Source organism: Pseudomonas sp. efr-133-TYG-5, assembly GCF_030209175.1.
In the GTDB taxonomy this organism is placed as follows: domain Bacteria; phylum Pseudomonadota; class Gammaproteobacteria; order Pseudomonadales; family Pseudomonadaceae; genus Aquipseudomonas.
In genome coordinates this window covers 1,757,497-1,771,873 of sequence record NZ_JARVSM010000001.1, presented here as the reverse complement: position 1 = coordinate 1,771,873, position 14,377 = coordinate 1,757,497, and the positions used below count along the sequence as shown (strand labels likewise).

The window sequence follows — 14,377 nt, the reverse complement described above, 5'->3', positions numbered from 1 at the left end:
CACTCAATTTAGCCATTGCCGACGTTTTCGGCTTGCACCACTGGCAAAGATACCGCAGAGCAGGGCCAATAGCGCTACCCCGGCGCCGGTGACGAACCATTGCTGCTGCTCGGTCAACAAGCGCGGCAGCGGGCTGGCCTGGGCTTCCTTGAGTTGCAGCTTGAGGCGCTGGTTCTCCTGGCGCAACCGGGCGAGCTGGGCGCTTTCGCGGGTGTTGTCGGCATTCTGCAGTTGTTTGCTCAGTTCTTCCCGCTGCTGCTCGCTGGCTTTGAGGCGTTGCTGCAACTCGGTGATCTGGCTGCCGGCACTCAGTGACAACGGCGTGGAGCTGCTGCCCTCGGTGCTTTCCTCACCATGGGCAGGCGCCATGATCGACAACGTGACCAACATCAGACACAACGGACCCTTGCGCATCGCGACTCCTGTTTCCAAATGGATATTGGGCAGGTTGTCGGCCGGCAAACGAGAATAATGAGCGATTGAGAACGCGATGAACCGTCAAGGTTCACCGCGTGCAGGGAAGATTTACGGCAGGACTTGCTTGAACGGCTTGACCATCACGTTGGCGTAGACGCCGGCAGCGATGTACGGATCGGCGTCGGCCCAGGCTTGCGCGGCGCCGAGGGATTCGAATTCGGCGACGATCAGGCTGCCGGTGAAACCCGCCGCGCCCGGATCATTGCTGTCGACCGCCGGGTGCGGGCCGGCCAGTACGATGCGGCCTTCGCCCTTGAGCGCCTGCAGGCGTTCCAGGTGCGCGGGGCGGGCAGCCAGGCGGGCTTCCAGGGAATTGGCGACGTCGGTGGCAATGATTGCGTAGAGCATGTCAGTCCTCGGTTTTTGGCGTAGTGGTGTCGGCATCGTGCAGGTGGCGGGACAGGTAAATGCCCTGGCCGACCAGGAACAGTACGGTCATGCCCAGGCTGCCGAACACCTTGAAGTCGACCCAGATGCTCTGGAAGGTGAAGGCGACGAACAGGTTGGCCGCACCGCAGAACAGAAAGAAGGCGATCCAGGCGATGTTCAGGCGCGTCCACACCGGGTCCGGCAGGGTCAGCGCGTGGCCCATGATGCGTTTGATCAGCAGGCGGTCACCGATGAAGTGGCTGCCGATGAAGGCCAGGGCGAACAGCCAGTTGACCACCGGCGCTTTCCATTTGAGGAAGGTCTCGCTGTGGAAGGCCAGGGTCAGGCTGCCGAATACCAGGCAGGCGACGAGGGTCAACCACTGGCTCTTTTCCAGCTTGCGCTGCTTGATGAACAGGGCGCCGTAGACCACCAGGGAGCTGACGATCAGCATCGCGGTGGCGCTGTAGATACCGCCTACGGTCAACTCATGGCCGGCGATGTCGACGGTGCGTGGATCGAGTTTGTAGACGATGAAAAACAGCAGAAGCGGGATGAAATCGATGAATTGTTTCACAGTGAGAGCCAGAAGCTGGATGTGGCGGCATAATAACAAACATATGGGCGCGCGATAGCGCCAGCTGATTTGAGGTAACACATCCCCGTGAATGTTGATTTGCACTGCCACAGCACGGCCTCCGACGGCGCCCTGGCGCCTGCGGTTCTGGTTGCGCGTGCGTTCGAAAACGGCGTGCGAGTCCTGGCGTTGACCGATCACGACACCCTCGAAGGCCTCGCCGAAGCGCGCAGCGCCGCCGAGGCCCTGGGCATGCAACTGGTCAACGGCGTCGAACTGTCCTGCACCTGGGGCGGCGCGACCATTCATGTGCTGGGCTATGGCTTCGACGTCAACGCCGTGCCGTTGGTCGATGCCATCGCCAGACTGCACGATGGCCGCTGGCTGCGGTCGGAAGAAATAAGCCGCAAGCTCGCCCTCAAGGGCATGCCGGGCGCACTCGAAGGCGCGCGGCAGATCCAGCAGGAACTGGGCGACAGCGGCAACGCGCCGGCCCGTCCGCACTTTGCCGACTGGATGGTGCGTGAAGGTTTTGTCAAGGATCGCGCCGAGGCTTTCCGCAAATGGCTCGGCGCCGGCAAGCTCGGTGACGTCAAGCAGCACTGGCCGACCCTGGAAGACACCGTCGGCACGCTGCGCGCCGCCGGGGCGTGGGTCAGCCTGGCGCACCCGTGGCACTATGATTTCACTCGCAGCAAGCGCCGAAAGCTGATTGCCGACTATATTCAAGCGGGCGGGCATGCGATTGAAGTGGTCAACGGCCACCAGCCCGCGGAACAGGTGGGCAGCCTGGCGATCCTTGCCCGTGAGTTCGGTCTGCTGGTGACTGCCGGCAGTGATTTTCATGGCCCAGGTGGCTGGTCGGAGATCGGCCACTACCGGCCGCTCCCTGAGGACCTGCCGCCCCTGTGGTGCCGGTTCAAACATGACACAGTTATTGCCGCCGTCTGAACAGGTAGAGAATGTGAGTCAATTTTTCCAGATCCATCCGGAAAACCCGCAAGCGCGCCTGATCAAACAGGCAGTCGAGATCATCCGCAAGGGCGGGGTGGTGATTTATCCCACAGACTCTTCCTACGCGATCGGTTGCCAAATGGGCGACAAGAATGCCGTGGAGCGCGTTCGGCGCCTGCGTCAGCTCGATGAAAAGCACAACTTCGCGTTGATCTGCAGCGATCTGTCGCAACTGGGCCTGTTCGCCAAGATCGATACCGGCACGTTCCGCATCCTCAAGGCCCACTTGCCCGGCCCGTACACCTTCATTCTCAACGCCACCCGCGAAGTGCCGCGGCTGCTGTTGCATCCGAAGAAACGCACGATCGGCCTGCGTGTGCCCAGTCATCCGATCGCTTTGGCGCTGTTGGCCGAACTCGGCGAGCCGTTGATGAGCGTGACCCTGATCATGCCTGGCGATGAAGACCCGCTGAGCGATCCGTACGAGATGCGCCAGTTGCTCGAGCATCAGGTCGACCTGATCATCGACGGCGGTTTCGGCGGGATCAAGGCATCCACCGTGATCGACCTGACCGGCGACGATCCGGAAGTGGTTCGCGTCGGTTGCGGTGACCCGGCGCCGTTCATGGTCGAGGCCTGAATGTCCGCAGTGGAAACCGTGGTCGATCCCCAGGCCGGCGCCCAGCAGGAACTGCCGTTTGCCATGGTCTATGGCCAGGCGGTCATGGAAATGCCGCTGGACCTGTACATTCCGCCGGATGCGCTGGAAGTCTTTCTCGAAGCCTTCGAAGGCCCGCTCGACCTGCTGCTGTACCTGATACGCAAACAGAACATCAACATCCTCGACATCCCGGTGGCGGAAATCACCCGTCAGTACATGGGCTATGTCGAGTTGATGCAGTCGGTGCGCCTGGAGCTGGCCGCCGAGTACCTGGTGATGGCCGCGATGCTGGCCGAGATCAAGTCGCGCATGCTGTTGCCACGTGCGGAAACCGTCGAGGACGAAGAAGACGACCCGCGCGCCGAGCTGATCCGCCGCTTGCAGGAATACGAGCGCTTCAAGGCCGCCGCCGAAGGCATCGATGGCCTCAGCCGGGTGGGGCGCGACGTGGTGGTGCCCAAGCTCGACGCCCCGGAAGCGCGGGCGCGCAAGCTGCTGCCGGATGTCGCGCTGGAAGAAATCCTGATGTCCATGGCCGAGGTGCTGCGCCGTGGCGACATGTTTGAAAGCCACCAGGTCAGCCGTGAGGCACTGTCCACTCGCGAGCGCATGAGCGATGTGCTGGAACGCCTCAAGGGCGGCGGCTTCGTGCCGTTCGTCGAGCTGTTTACCGTCGAGGAAGGCCGGCTCGGCGTGGTGGTGACCTTTATGGCGATCCTTGAACTGGTCAAGGAATCCTTGGTCGAGCTGGTGCAGAATGAGCCGTTCGCCGCGATCCACGTGCGAGCCCGAGCCGAATAACGAGTCGAAACATGAACCTGACTGAACCCCGCGAGCTGGCCCCCCTGCTTGAAGCCTTCCTGTTGGCCTCGGGAAAGCCGCAATCGCTCGAACGCCTCTATGAACTGTTCGAGGAAGGCGAGCGCCCGGAGCCGCCGGTCTTCAAGAAAGCCCTGACCCTGCTGGGCAAGTCCTGCGAGGGCCGCGCGTTCGAGCTCAAGGAGGTCGCCTCCGGCTATCGCCTGCAGATCCGCGAGAAGTTTTCGCCGTGGGTCGGCCGTCTGTGGGAAGAGCGCCCGCAGCGTTATTCGCGGGCGCTGCTGGAAACCATGGCGCTGATCGCCTATCGCCAGCCGATCACCCGTGGCGAGATCGAGGACGTGCGTGGCGTGGCGGTCAACAGCAACATCGTCAAGACCTTGATCGAGCGCGAGTGGATCCGCATCGTCGGCTACCGCGACGTGCCCGGCAAACCGGCGATGTTCGCCACCACCAAGGCGTTTCTCGATCACTTCAACCTGAAGAACCTCGACGATCTGCCGCCACTCGCCGAGCTGCGCGAGATGGAAGCCGAACCGGTGCTCGACTTCGACGATGCCCCGGTGCCGCCGGGCTTGCAGGAGCTGGCCGACGCCAGCGCCGAGGCGGAGGAGCCCAAGGAAGAAACCAGTTTCCACAGCCTGCTGCTGGAGCTCGACAGCATGGAGGAGGGGATCAAGACCGACTTCGATGATCTGTTGCGCGATGCGGTGGACGGCGCAGCGCCGACAACTGAACCTGAAGCCGAGACGGTCGAGCAGGTCGAGCCGGCGATTGCAGTTGAACTCGAGGCCGAGCCTGAAGCCGAACCGGAAGAAGACATCCTTGGCGTTGCACAAGCGCGGGAAAAACTCCTGGCCGCCGTCGCTGCCCTTGAACAATCGGCGCCAGAGCCTGAGCTGAGCGAAGAAGAAGCCGAGGCTCGCGCCCTGGCCGAGGCGATCGAGGCCGAACGTCGCGAGTTCGACGACTGACACGGTTTTCAAGATCACTGGTCAACCCCCTGTGGGAGCGGGCTTGCTCGCGAATGCGGTGTGTCAGATATTCATGTATTGCCTGACACACTGCATTCGCGAGCAAGCCCGCTCCCACATTGGATCTATGTACAAGCCGGGAGACAACTATGAGCTCCACCAAAGACCCGTGCATCAGCGTCTGCAAGTTCAGCGACGACATCTGCCAGGGCTGCGGGCGCAGCAAGCGCGAGATTCGCGCCTGGAAGAAACTCGACAAGGACGACAAGCGCACGGTGCTCGCCGAAGCCGCCCTGCGCCTGATCAAGCTCGGCGCCACCGGTCGGCGGAAAAAGAAATAACTGCCGATCGATCAGCTAGTCTCTGATGCGCGAACGCGTACATCCGCGTATGATTCGCGACCCTTCGGCGATCCCTTCGCCCGAATACCTGTTTTCAATGCTTCAGGCGCTGCCTGAACAGACCACACCGGGAGGTGCCCAGATGAGTATCAAAGACCAGCAAGACGACCAGCCAATCGGCCCAGCAGGCGAAAAACTGCAGAAAGTCCTCGCCCGTATCGGCGTCGGTTCGCGCCGTGATGTCGAAGCGTGGATCAGCCAGGGCCGGATCAAGGTCAATGGCAAAGACGCCACCCTCGGCCTGCGTGTCGACATGCACGACGCCATCACCATCGATGGCAAGGTCATCAAACGCGAAGAGGCTGCCGAGTCGGTCCGCCGCGTCATCATGTACAACAAGCCCGATGGCGAAATCTGCACCCGCGACGACCCGGAAGGCCGTCCGACCGTGTTCGACAAGCTGCCGCGTCCGAAAGAAGGGCGCTGGATCAACATCGGTCGCCTCGACATCAACACCACCGGCCTGCTGATGTTCACCACTGACGGTGAGCTGGCCAACCGCTTGATGCACCCGTCCTACGAGATGGACCGTGAGTACGCGGTGCGTGTCCGCGGCGAAGTCGACGACGAGATGATTGAACGCCTGAAGGCGGGCGTGGTGCTCGAAGACGGCCCGGCACGTTTCACCGACATCCAGCAGGCGCCGGGCGGCGAAGGTTTCAACCACTGGTATCACTGCGTGGTGATGGAAGGCCGTAACCGTGAAGTGCGGCGCCTGTGGGAATCCCAGGGTCTGGTGGTCAGCCGCCTGAAGCGCGTGCGTTTCGGTCCGGTGTTCCTCAACTCCGATCTGCCGATGGGCCGCTGGCGCGAAATGAGCCAGTACGAAGTCGACGTGCTGAGCGCCGAGGTCGGCCTGACCCCGGTGGCGATGCCGCAGCTGAACGCCAAGAGCAAGGACAAGCTCGACCGCATGCAGCGCAAGTCGTCGCGGCCGATGGCCCGCACCGAGCGCGTGCGCACCTTGCGTCCGGCCAACGCGGCGCCGGCAGCGGCCGGCGCACGTCCGGTGCGCGAGCCGCAGATCGAAGGCGAGCGCCCAGGCCGCAAGCCGGCCGGGCGTGCCGATGGCGAGCGCGCACCGCGTCCGGCCAATGGCCGTACCGAGCGTGGCGAAGGGCGTGGTGCTCCTGCCGGTCGCGGTACGCCGGTGGCGGATCGTCCTGCCGATACCGGCAAGCGTCCGGCCAAACCGGCGCCGAAGCGTCCGGGGATCAAACTGGTCGACGGCGACCAGCCGTCGGGCAAGCGCCGTGGCGCGCCGGCCGGCTCCGGCCAGCGTCCGGGTTTCGGGCGCAAGAAGCCGGAGTAAGAAGGCAGCTGTGAGCTTTGAGCTGCGAGCTTCAAGCTAGAGCAAAAAAACGCCAACCGCAGGGTTGGCGTTTTTTTTCGTCTGGCGAAAGGGAGGTGTTGCCTGATTCGGCCTCTTCGCGGGCAAGCCCGCTCCCACAGGGGGGTTAGGTTCCACACAGCGCCAATGTGGGAGCGGGCTTGCCCGCGAAGGGGCCAGAGGCTGCACCATCCATTTCAGCTTAAAAGACAAACCGCCCATCAAACACCGGCTTGTCATCCAGCGCCAATACGCCGCCAGAGAAGATCAGGTCCAGGTGATGGCTGCCCTTGGCGCCGCCGCCCAGTCCCAGGTGCAGGCCACAATGGCGCTCCTCGAACCCGGCATTGCGCGCATACAGATCCTTCACCCCTTCGTTGGTGCCGATGCCCAGTTCCTCGATCCGCCGGTTCGACGGGTTGGCGTCGAGGTATTTGTTGAAGTCGTGCTCCAGTCCCGGTACGTCGGTGGCGATGCGGCTGATGGTCGAATTCTCGATCCACAGTTCCAGCGGCGACTGCAGCACACCGTACTTGCGCGCGAACGGAATGGTGCTGAGGAACGTGCCCTTGAACTTCACGTGGCCGTTGATCGCCTCGCTGTGGGTGGCGATTTCCCCGGGTGCCAGGTCGAAGTTGCCGACACCGTTGATGTCGGTCCACTTCTTGATGCTGCTCAGCGGAGCCTCGAAGCGCGAGCCGTGCTCATCGGTGAAGCTCAAGGTGGTGGCCTGGGACATGCGCTGGATCAGATGGCTGTTGAGCCCGGCAATTCGCTGCGGGGTGATGCTGAAAGTGTCGTAGAAATAGTCGCCGTAGTCCTTGAACAGCAGCGACTTCTTCCAGTTTTCCGCCATCACGCCTTGCAGGGCGCGGACAAACTCCGGGCCATCCGGGCGCGGGTTGGCGAGGGTGGAGGAATCGTAGAAGAAAATGTACAGATCGCTGTCGGCAATTGCCGTGGCCAGCGCGGCGGTGGATTCCAGGTCCAGGCGCCGGGCACTGAAGCGAAAGCGGGGATGGTCGCCGGCCTGCTCGGCGATTGCGCCGGTCAGTGCCTCGTAGTCGGCAGTGTGGCCGAGCAACACCTTCGCCGAATCGAGACCGGCCAAGGCGGGGTGATGTTCGAGGTAGTAAAGGAAATGCGAGATAGCGCGTGGCTTATCCATGAGTCCTCCCTGACAGACCGAGTGAAAAGCGGCAGGCACGACCGGCCGGATCGTGCCTGCCCGGAGGCGTCTTACAGAGGCCACATCGCCGTGCCGAACGGTACGACCGCATCGGCCTGCATCATTTCCACAGCGGCGTCGTGGGTCGGTGCTTCAAACCATTCGTCCAGTTGCAGCTCGGTGTCCAGGTCTTTTTCCAGTGCTTGCATGGTCGATCTCCTAGATGACGTTCACGGTTATGACTGGCCGGTCGAGTTGGCCGGCAAGACGTGAAGAACCTAGTTCAGGGTTTTTTGTAATGCAAAAAATTATTTATTTAAAATTTAAATAAACTTTTTATTCCGTTTTTCCGCGGGAATTTTCTTATTTGAAAACAAAAAACTAAACCGTTCGAGTCGATAGCTAGCTTTCTACCGTCAATTTGCAGACGTCCTACGGACAGCTCTGAAATGGAAACTTTACGTTACGCCGTGTCAGTAAATGTTTACGAAAAAGCCGGGAGCGAGCCGTGAATCCGCACGGTTTCCAGCGCTGTAAGAAAAACCTGCCGAAGCCCGCCCGGCGTGGGCTTGCGCAGCGCTCTGGCGTGCTTGTTTCAAGGGCGCGGGAAGAGTGAGATGCGGCCCATGCCTGTCGTGCACAGGTGCATAACAAGAAGGAGGCGCAATGAACGCCGTAATCCGATTTCTCTTCCCTTCGACGGACGGATTTCCCCTCGTCCTCGCCGATGGCCTGCAAAGGCCTGAATCAATTTTTGCAGCCGCCCGGGCTTCCCGAGGCGGACACACGCAATCCCGGCAACCGACGCGCTGATCTGGCGAGTCTGGCAGCAGGGGGTTAGCGGTGTACAATGCGCCGCGTTTTAACTGTGACCCTCTGCGTAATCGCGCAAACCTCAAGGCTATCCGCCTTGTTCACTCCGTCGCGTCACGAGCGTGTCGGGTTCGATTTCGTCACAGATAAAAACAAACAGGTGACGCATGACCGTTGTAAAAAAGCTGAACTCCTGGTGCCTGCGCTGGGGTTTGATCGGGGCTGTGAAATCGCAACCTTGCAGCAACGTCTACTGAACATCATCAAACCTTGCGTGAGACCTTTTTCATGAGTGGACAAAACTCGCAATCAGGCGAGCTGAAACGCGGCCTGAAAAATCGCCATATTCAACTGATCGCCCTCGGTGGCGCGATCGGTACCGGATTGTTCCTCGGCTCGGCCGGGGTGCTGAAATCCGCCGGCCCGTCGATGATCCTCGGCTACGCCATCTGCGGCTTCATCGCCTTCATGATCATGCGCCAGCTGGGTGAAATGATCGTCGAAGAGCCGGTGGCCGGTTCCTTCAGCCATTTTGCGCACAAGTACTGGGGTGGTTTCGCCGGTTTCCTGTCGGGCTGGAACTGCTGGATCCTGTACATCCTGGTAGGCATGTCGGAGCTGACCGCGGTCGGCAAGTACATCCATTACTGGGCGCCGGACATCCCGACCTGGGTCACCGCCGCCGCCTTCTTCGTGCTGATCAATGCGATCAACCTGGCCAACGTCAAGGTCTTCGGCGAAGCCGAGTTCTGGTTCGCGATCATCAAGGTCGTGGCCATCGTCGGCATGATCGCCCTGGGCAGCTACCTGCTGGTCAGCGGCCATGGCGGTCCGCAGGCCTCGGTCAGCAACCTGTGGTCGCACGGCGGGTTCTTCCCCAACGGCGTCAGCGGTCTGGTGATGGCCATGGCGATCATCATGTTTTCCTTCGGCGGCCTGGAAATGCTCGGTTTCACCGCTGCCGAAGCCGACAAGCCGAAAACCGTGATCCCCAAAGCGATCAATCAGGTGATCTACCGCATCCTGATTTTCTACATCGGTGCGCTGGTGATTCTGCTGTCGCTGACCCCGTGGGACAGCCTGCTGGAAACCCTCAACGCTTCCGGCGACTCCTACAGCGGCAGCCCGTTCGTGCAGGTGTTCTCGATGCTCGGCAGCAGCACCGCCGCGCATATCCTCAACTTCGTGGTACTGACGGCAGCGCTGTCGGTGTACAACAGCGGCACTTACTGCAACAGCCGCATGCTGCTGGGCATGGCCGAGCAGGGCGACGCGCCGAAGGCGCTGGCGAAGATCGACAAGCGCGGCGTGCCGGTGCGGTCGATTCTCGCGTCGGCAGCGGTGACGCTGGTGGCCGTGCTGCTCAACTACCTGATGCCGCAGCAGGCGCTGGAGTTGCTGATGTCGCTGGTGGTCGCGACCCTGGTGATCAACTGGGCGATGATCAGCTTCTCGCACTTCAAATTCCGCCAGCACATGAACCAGACCCGCCAGACGCCGCTGTTCAAGGCGCTGTGGTACCCGTACGGCAACTACATCTGCCTGGCGTTCGTGGCGTTCATCCTCGGCGTGATGCTGCTGATCCCGGGTATCCAGATCTCGGTGTACGCGATACCGGTGTGGGTGGTGTTCATGTGGGTCTGCTACGTGATCAAGCACAAACGCGGTGCGCAGCAGGCGCTGCACGCGGCGAGCGCGGCGAAATAAGCGCTGAGGCAAATACGACAAACCCGGCCAATGTGCCGGGTTTGTCGTTTCTGGGGTTCATACATTCCCACGGGGGGATCTGCGGGAGGCTCGGGCGGATTCGCGCTATCCTGCACCCTCTGACTACGGACGCTTTCCATGCTGGTGATTTCCAACAACGTGCATCTGCCGGATGCCGAGATCGAACTGACGGCCATTCGCGCGCAAGGCGCCGGCGGGCAGAACGTCAACAAGGTCTCCAGCGCGGTGCACCTGCGCTTCGACATTCCAGCCTCGTCCTTGCCCGAGTTCTACAAGGAGCGGCTGCTGGCGCTGCGTGACAGTCGCATCACCAGCGATGGCGTGCTGATCATCAAGGCCCAGCAATATCGCACCCAGGAAGCCAACCGCGCCGATGCGCTGGCGCGTCTGGTCGAGTTGATCCTCAGCGCCACCAAGGTGGAAAAGAAGCGCCGCCCGACCAAGCCGACCCTCGGCTCGAAGAAACGCCGCCTCGAATCGAAGACCAAGCGTGGCAGCATAAAGGCCGGGCGCGGCAAGGTGGATTTCTAGTCTTCGCGGTACTTCGCCGTGTGCTGGTACAGATACACGCTCAACGCCAGGCCGCTCAGCGAGGCCAGCGCGGCGAACAGAAAGATCGAGGCAAAGCCGAAGCCTGCGGCTATCGCCCCGGCCAATGGCCCGGTGATGCCCAGCGACAAGTCGATGAACAGCGAATACGCGCCGACCGCTGCGCCGCGGCTGGAGGCCGGTACCAGGTTTACCGCTTCGACACCCAAGGCCGGGAACACCAGCGAGAAGCCGAAACCGCTCAACGCCGCGCCGGCCAGCGCCCAATGCGCATCCGGGGCCAGCCACAGCAGCAACAGGCCGAGGGTTTCCACCGACAGGCAGGCAATCGCCACGCGGAAGCCGCCGAGGCGGTTGATCAGGTTGCCGAACAACAGCCGCGCGCCAATGAAGCTGGCGCCGAACAGGCTCAGGCACAGCACCGCGTTGCTCCAGTGTTGCGTGGCGTAGTACAGGGTGATGAAGGTGGCGATGGTGCCGAAGCCGATCGAGCCCAGCGCCAGACCACAGCCGTGGGGAAATACCCGGCCGAGCACGTGCATGAACGGCAGGCGTTCGCCGGCAACGATCGGCGCTGCGGTTTTCGGCCAGGCCAGCAGCAGTCCCAGCACGGCCAGCAGGATGATGCTGACGCCCATGCTCCACAGCCCCAACTGGCCGACCAGCCACACACCGAACGGTGCACCGACCGCCAGCGCGCCGTAACTGGCGATGCCGTTCCAGGAAATCACTTTGGCGGTGTTCGCCGCACCGACGCGGCCGATGCCCCAGCCAATCGAGCCGGAACCGACCAGGCTCTCGGCGCTGCCGAGCACCAGGCGGCCGATCAACAGACTGATCAGGCTGAGCATCGGCAGGTTCGGCGTCCAGGCCGAGATCAGCATGAACACACCGCTCAGGCCACAACCGGCCAGCCCGATCATCACCGCGCGTTTGCTGCCCTGATTATCGATAATCTTGCCGGCGTACGGACGGCTGAGCAGGGTCGCCAGGTATTGCACGCTGATCACCAGCCCGGCGATCACCGCGCCGAAGCCCAGATCGCTGTGCACGTAACCGGGCAGAACGGCGAGGGGGATGCCGATGTTGAGGTAGCCGATGAAGGTGAAGAGGACGATGGAAACGACTTGCAGCGTAACCGCCAGGGGGCGCTGGGGTTCGGACATAGAGGACGACATGGGTAACGATCCACGGCAACGGCAGATTAGATAGGCTGCTCATGATACCGGCGTGGAGGCGTCTGGGGCGGGGAAAAGTAAAACTATTTGCCGGGCGGCGCGATCAGGGTTTGGCCGGTGCAACCAATTGCGTGGTGACCAGTGCGGCGAGGGCGTTTTCTTCACTGCCGAAGCGGGCGAGCAGGGCGGCCTGTTTCTCCGGGGAGAGGCGGCGCCAGATCTCGATCATTTTTTCGGTGGTGCCGATCAGGACATTGGCCTGGGTTTCGGAGAAGTCATCGGTCATGGCGGGCTCGCGGTTCAGGCAGTGTGGAAAGCGCATGTTAGCGCTTTCCACACTGCCTGTACGGCGGGTTTTACTCTTCGCTGTCGGCCTGGCGGCTCTCAACGGCTTCTTTCGCCTCGGGCTGCTCCGCGCCGGCGTGTTGCGTGGTCGTCTGCTCAGGTACGTGCAGGCTTGGGAAGGGGAGATTAGGAATCTCGTGCATGGTTGCGCTCCTCGCTAAGTCTGTTGATAGATCTGGTAGATCCGCGCTTTCAGAAAGCCTGGGCAGGATACAGCAGGAAAAATGACAATCAGACTTTTAATTCAAATTAATGCGACAGATGGCCGCAGGGGGGGCGAAATTGGCAGGTCACCGCAGTTGATCGTTCCCACGCTCCGCGTGGGAACGCCTCAATGGACGCTCTGCGTCCGCTGTTGGGACGCGGAGCGTCCCGGGCTGCATTCCCACGCAGAGCGTGGGAACGAGCGTGGGGGGGGTTATTTGCAGACTTTGGCGATCGCTTCGGCCAGCAGGGCCAGGCGCGTAGCGTCGATCCCGGCGACGTTGGCCCGGCCCGAGCTGACCATGTACACGCTGTGCTGCTCGCGCAGTTGCTTGACTTGTTCCGGCGACAGCCCGGTGTAGGAGAACATCCCGCGTTGCACGCCAATGTGCGCAAAACGCTCGCGCAGGCCGTGTGGCTCCAAGGCTTCCACCAGACCGCTGCGCAGCTGGGCGATACGCAGGCGCATGGCTTCCACTTCGTCGGCCCAGCGGGCTTTCAGCTCCGGGTCGGCGAGGATGGTCGCCACCACCGCCGCGCCGTGATCCGGCGGTGTCGACCACAGGTTGCGGGCGATGTTGGCCAGTTGGCTGCGGATATCGACCAGCTTGTCGGCGCTTTTCGCGCAGACGATCAGCGCGCCGGTGCGGTCGCGGTACAGGCCGAAGTTCTTCGAGCAGGAACTGGTGATCAGCAGCTCCGGCACCTCGGCGGCGAACAGCCGGGTCGACCACGCGTCCTGCTCCAGGCCGTCGCCAAAGCCCTGGTAGGCAAAGTCGATCAGCGGCAGCAGGTCGCGGCTGCGCACCACGTCCAGCACGCGCTGCCAGTCATCGTGGCTGAGGTCGAAACCGGTCGGGTTATGGCAGCAGGCGTGCAACAGCACCACGTCGCCTTTCGGCGCCTGGCTGAGCACGGCAAGCATGGCGTCGACGTCGAGACGGTTGTCGCTGCCCACGTACGGGTAGTGACTGACCTTGACCCTGGCCGCGGCGAAAATGGTTTCGTGGATCGGCCAGGTCGGGTTGCTCAGCCACACGCCCTTGCCCGGCAGGCATTGGGCAATGAAGTCGGCTGCCAGACGCAGGGCTCCGGTGCCGCCCGGGGTCTGGGTGGCGCCGGCGCGCTGTTCGGCGATCAGCTTCGAGTCAGCGCCAAGCACCAGCTCATTGATGACCTTGCCGAACAGCGGATTGCCGTGGCCACCGATGTAGGTCTTGGTGTCCTGGCTTTCGACCAGCCTCGCCTCGGCGATTTTCACCGCCTCGGGAATCGGCGTCAGGCCCTGGGCATCCTTGTAGACGCCAACGCCGAGGTCGAACTTGCGCGGGTTGCTGTCCTGCGCATAGGCCTCCATCAAACCGAGGATCGGGTCGCCGGGCACCCGGCCGATGGCGTCGAAGTGCATTACTTGCGTCCTTCTGCAGTCTTGGCCACTTCGTCGGTGCGCGCGGCCATGATGAAGTCGTTGCGGTGCAGGCCCTTGATCGAGTGGCTCCACCAGGTCACGGTGACTTTGCCCCACTCGGTCAGCAGGCCAGGGTGGTGACCTTCGGCCTCGGAGATCTCGCCGACCGCGTTGGTGAACGCCAGGGCGTGCTTGAAGTTCTTGAACAGGAAGACTTTTTCCAGCTGCATGATGCCGTCGCGCACTTCGATGTTCCAGTCAGGGATCTGCTTGATCAGGATCGGCAGTTCTTCGTCGCTGACTTGCGGGGCATCGGCACGGCAGGCTTCGCAGTGGGCTTGGTTCAAAGTGGACATGGTCTGGTTCCTGAATCGAGTGTGTTTTTTTTATAGAAGCTGGCGGGCCGTCAATGCCGTCACGCT

General features: G+C 62.2%; 18 protein-coding genes. 8 read left to right on the top strand and 10 right to left on the bottom strand.

All coding sequences use genetic code 11. From position 1 onward, the window contains the following. Positions 1 to 3: 3 nt before the first annotated feature. The 3 genes from QRN70_RS08030 to QRN70_RS08020 form a co-directional block, all read right to left on the bottom strand. Positions 4 to 414, bottom strand: a complete 411-nt coding sequence (locus QRN70_RS08030) for an SH3 domain-containing protein (protein ID WP_285416842.1) — start codon at positions 412 to 414, stop codon at positions 4 to 6. 111 nt (positions 415 to 525) lie between these two features. Beyond that, positions 526 to 825 (bottom strand): YciI family protein, encoded by a 300-nt coding sequence (locus QRN70_RS08025; RefSeq protein WP_285416840.1) that lies wholly within the window; start codon positions 823 to 825, stop codon positions 526 to 528. 1 nt (position 826) lies between these two features. Further along, positions 827 to 1,423 carry a septation protein A gene (locus QRN70_RS08020; RefSeq protein ID WP_285416839.1) on the bottom strand — a complete coding sequence of 199 codons (597 nt, stop codon included), beginning with the start codon at positions 1,421 to 1,423 and terminating at the stop codon, positions 827 to 829. A gap of 87 nt (positions 1,424 to 1,510) precedes the next feature. Between QRN70_RS08020 and QRN70_RS08015 the strand changes: the two genes are divergently transcribed. The 6 genes from QRN70_RS08015 (at position 1,511) to rluB (ending at position 6,544) form a co-directional block, all read left to right on the top strand. Beyond that, the gene (locus QRN70_RS08015) at positions 1,511 to 2,374 is read left to right on the top strand and encodes a PHP domain-containing protein (RefSeq protein WP_285416837.1); all 864 of its coding nucleotides are present in this window, start codon (positions 1,511 to 1,513) and stop codon (positions 2,372 to 2,374) included. A gap of 13 nt (positions 2,375 to 2,387) precedes the next feature. Continuing rightward, positions 2,388 to 3,017 (top strand): L-threonylcarbamoyladenylate synthase, encoded by a 630-nt coding sequence (locus tag QRN70_RS08010; protein ID WP_285416835.1) that lies wholly within the window; start codon positions 2,388 to 2,390, stop codon positions 3,015 to 3,017. Then, positions 3,018 to 3,839: a segregation and condensation protein A gene (locus tag QRN70_RS08005; RefSeq protein ID WP_502941540.1), complete on the top strand. Its 822-nt coding sequence runs from the start codon at positions 3,018 to 3,020 to the stop codon at positions 3,837 to 3,839. It abuts the gene before it with no gap. 11 nt (positions 3,840 to 3,850) lie between these two features. Continuing rightward, complete coding sequence (gene scpB, locus QRN70_RS08000) at positions 3,851 to 4,831, top strand: SMC-Scp complex subunit ScpB (RefSeq protein ID WP_285416833.1); 981 nt, start codon at positions 3,851 to 3,853, stop codon at positions 4,829 to 4,831. A 149-nt stretch (positions 4,832 to 4,980) separates the two neighbouring features. After that, positions 4,981 to 5,172, top strand: a complete 192-nt coding sequence (locus tag QRN70_RS07995; protein ID WP_285416831.1) for a DUF1289 domain-containing protein — start codon at positions 4,981 to 4,983, stop codon at positions 5,170 to 5,172. Between the two features lie 142 nt (positions 5,173 to 5,314). After that, positions 5,315 to 6,544 carry a 23S rRNA pseudouridine(2605) synthase RluB gene (gene rluB / locus QRN70_RS07990; RefSeq protein WP_285416829.1) on the top strand — a complete coding sequence of 410 codons (1,230 nt, stop codon included), beginning with the start codon at positions 5,315 to 5,317 and terminating at the stop codon, positions 6,542 to 6,544. A gap of 220 nt (positions 6,545 to 6,764) precedes the next feature. Here the strand turns inward: rluB and QRN70_RS07985 are convergent, their stop codons facing one another. Both QRN70_RS07985 and QRN70_RS07980 read right to left on the bottom strand, forming a co-directional pair. Beyond that, on the bottom strand, positions 6,765 to 7,730 hold the full coding sequence (locus QRN70_RS07985) for a M29 family metallopeptidase (RefSeq protein ID WP_285416827.1): 966 nt from the start codon (positions 7,728 to 7,730) through the stop codon (positions 6,765 to 6,767). A 71-nt stretch (positions 7,731 to 7,801) separates the two neighbouring features. Then, complete coding sequence (locus tag QRN70_RS07980) at positions 7,802 to 7,939, bottom strand: hypothetical protein (RefSeq protein WP_163005193.1); 138 nt, start codon at positions 7,937 to 7,939, stop codon at positions 7,802 to 7,804. An 892-nt stretch (positions 7,940 to 8,831) separates the two neighbouring features. Here QRN70_RS07980 and QRN70_RS07975 point away from each other — a divergent pair. Together QRN70_RS07975 and arfB are read left to right on the top strand one after the other, a co-directional pair. Continuing rightward, entirely contained in the window at positions 8,832 to 10,250 is a 1,419-nt protein-coding gene (locus tag QRN70_RS07975; RefSeq protein ID WP_285416825.1) for an amino acid permease, read from the top strand. Between the two features lie 138 nt (positions 10,251 to 10,388). Then, positions 10,389 to 10,802, top strand: a complete 414-nt coding sequence (arfB, locus tag QRN70_RS07970; RefSeq protein ID WP_285416823.1) for an alternative ribosome rescue aminoacyl-tRNA hydrolase ArfB — start codon at positions 10,389 to 10,391, stop codon at positions 10,800 to 10,802. Here the strand turns inward: arfB and QRN70_RS07965 are convergent. The 5 genes from QRN70_RS07965 to QRN70_RS07945 all read right to left on the bottom strand — a co-directional run bounded on the left by QRN70_RS07965 (position 10,799) and on the right by QRN70_RS07945 (position 14,311). Then, the gene (locus QRN70_RS07965; RefSeq protein ID WP_285418053.1) at positions 10,799 to 11,986 is read right to left on the bottom strand and encodes an MFS transporter; all 1,188 of its coding nucleotides are present in this window, start codon (positions 11,984 to 11,986) and stop codon (positions 10,799 to 10,801) included. The two genes, arfB and QRN70_RS07965, sit on opposite strands and share 4 nt — an antisense overlap. 115 nt (positions 11,987 to 12,101) lie before the next feature. Further along, positions 12,102 to 12,284, bottom strand: a complete 183-nt coding sequence (locus QRN70_RS07960) for a hypothetical protein (RefSeq protein WP_285418051.1) — start codon at positions 12,282 to 12,284, stop codon at positions 12,102 to 12,104. Positions 12,285 to 12,354: 70 nt separating this feature from the next. Then, on the bottom strand, positions 12,355 to 12,486 hold the full coding sequence (locus tag QRN70_RS07955) for a hypothetical protein (RefSeq protein WP_285416821.1): 132 nt from the start codon (positions 12,484 to 12,486) through the stop codon (positions 12,355 to 12,357). 275 nt (positions 12,487 to 12,761) lie between these two features. Continuing rightward, entirely contained in the window at positions 12,762 to 13,955 is a 1,194-nt protein-coding gene (locus QRN70_RS07950; RefSeq protein WP_285416819.1) for an amino acid aminotransferase, read from the bottom strand. Further along, complete coding sequence (locus QRN70_RS07945; RefSeq protein WP_016771115.1) at positions 13,955 to 14,311, bottom strand: 4a-hydroxytetrahydrobiopterin dehydratase; 357 nt, start codon at positions 14,309 to 14,311, stop codon at positions 13,955 to 13,957. Before QRN70_RS07945 ends, QRN70_RS07950 begins: the two co-directional genes overlap by 1 nt. Positions 14,312 to 14,377: the final 66 nt, after the last annotated feature.

Bases quoted from the DNA above. Each gene is read 5' to 3' on its own strand.
- rluB (WP_285416829.1), top strand. From the start codon at position 5,315: ATGAGTATCAAAGACCAGCAAGACGACCAGCCAATCGGCCCAGCAGGC.
- QRN70_RS08025 (WP_285416840.1), bottom strand. From the start codon at position 825: ATGCTCTACGCAATCATTGCCACCGACGTCGCCAATTCCCTGGAAGCC.
- QRN70_RS07985 (WP_285416827.1), bottom strand. From the start codon at position 7,730: ATGGATAAGCCACGCGCTATCTCGCATTTCCTTTACTACCTCGAACAT.
- QRN70_RS07995 (WP_285416831.1), top strand. From the start codon at position 4,981: ATGAGCTCCACCAAAGACCCGTGCATCAGCGTCTGCAAGTTCAGCGAC.
- QRN70_RS07980 (WP_163005193.1), bottom strand. From the start codon at position 7,939: ATGCAAGCACTGGAAAAAGACCTGGACACCGAGCTGCAACTGGACGAA.
- QRN70_RS07975 (WP_285416825.1), top strand. From the start codon at position 8,832: ATGAGTGGACAAAACTCGCAATCAGGCGAGCTGAAACGCGGCCTGAAA.
- QRN70_RS07955 (WP_285416821.1), bottom strand. From the start codon at position 12,486: ATGCACGAGATTCCTAATCTCCCCTTCCCAAGCCTGCACGTACCTGAG.
- QRN70_RS07960 (WP_285418051.1), bottom strand. From the start codon at position 12,284: ATGACCGATGACTTCTCCGAAACCCAGGCCAATGTCCTGATCGGCACC.
- arfB (WP_285416823.1), top strand. From the start codon at position 10,389: ATGCTGGTGATTTCCAACAACGTGCATCTGCCGGATGCCGAGATCGAA.
- QRN70_RS08005 (WP_502941540.1), top strand. From the start codon at position 3,018: ATGTCCGCAGTGGAAACCGTGGTCGATCCCCAGGCCGGCGCCCAGCAG.
- QRN70_RS07945 (WP_016771115.1), bottom strand. From the start codon at position 14,311: ATGTCCACTTTGAACCAAGCCCACTGCGAAGCCTGCCGTGCCGATGCC.
- scpB (WP_285416833.1), top strand. From the start codon at position 3,851: ATGAACCTGACTGAACCCCGCGAGCTGGCCCCCCTGCTTGAAGCCTTC.
- QRN70_RS07950 (WP_285416819.1), bottom strand. From the start codon at position 13,955: ATGCACTTCGACGCCATCGGCCGGGTGCCCGGCGACCCGATCCTCGGT.
- QRN70_RS08030 (WP_285416842.1), bottom strand. From the start codon at position 414: ATGCGCAAGGGTCCGTTGTGTCTGATGTTGGTCACGTTGTCGATCATG.
- QRN70_RS07965 (WP_285418053.1), bottom strand. From the start codon at position 11,986: ATGTCCGAACCCCAGCGCCCCCTGGCGGTTACGCTGCAAGTCGTTTCC.